We start from the raw sequence: 957 nt of genomic DNA on the forward strand, positions 1-957 counted from the left end.
AAATAATTATCTTTGCAAAAAAAATAAGGCAATGACACTGATCGATTTTTTATCTCACTTTCCAGACGAAGAAAGCTGCAAGCAAAAGTTTAAGGCATATCGCGACCAAGTAGGAGTTGTTTGTTCCAAATGCGGAGGCACGGATCATTATTGGAAAAAAGACAAGGAGCAATATGAATGCAAACACTGCAAAACGCGCACCACGCTAAAAAGTGGAACGGTAATGCATAAATCGAAACTTCCTTTTCGTTATTGGTTTATAGCCATGCATCTGCTCACGTCAACGAAAAAGACATTTTCGGCCAAAGAAATCCAACGTCAATTGGGACATAATCGTTATCATCCTATTTGGCATATGGTTCACAAACTTCGCGAGGCCATGGGTAAAAGAGATGATGAATATGTCCTTGCAGGTTGTATAGAATTGGATGAAGGTTATTTTTCCACAGAGATGAGTCAAGAGGAAAAAGATAAACCCTTGAAGCGTGGACGTGGCAGTCAAAAGAAAAGCAAAGTTTTAGTAATGGCAGAAAGTGAAATGGTTGAATTTCCGAAAACCGGTCAAAAACCACGAAGAGTCGGCTATTTGAAAATGAAAGTAATCGATGACTTGAAAAAAGAGACCATTAATGCAGCGGTTCAGCAGTTAGCTTCCGGAGCTAATCAAATCGACACGGATCATTCTACCTCTTATGTGGAATTGAAAGACTTTGTACCTAGACACAACTCTCAGGTGATTCCCAAAGAGAAGGTGGGGGAAGCCTTGCCTTGGGTTCATATCGCCATCAGCAATGCCAAGAGACAGTTGATAAATACGTTCCATGACATCAAGCCCGAATTCTTACAAAATTATCTCGATGAATTCTGTTATAAGTTTAATCGAAGATACTGGGGAGAAGCCCTCTTTGGAAGATTGCTCGTAGCTTGCGTAACCTATAAAAATGAGTTTAGGTATAA

Annotated in this window: 1 protein-coding gene; it reads left to right on the top strand. The window is 39.8% G+C overall.

The genetic code is table 11. The features are described from left to right. Positions 1-31: 31 nt before the first annotated feature. On the top strand, positions 32-957 hold a 926-nt coding region (locus Tanf_RS00395), incomplete at its 3' end, for an IS1595-like element ISTfo1 family transposase (RefSeq protein ID WP_046824502.1).

The sequence above is a fragment of the Tannerella forsythia genome, assembly GCF_001006485.1.
In the GTDB taxonomy this organism is placed as follows: domain Bacteria; phylum Bacteroidota; class Bacteroidia; order Bacteroidales; family Tannerellaceae; genus Tannerella; species Tannerella forsythia.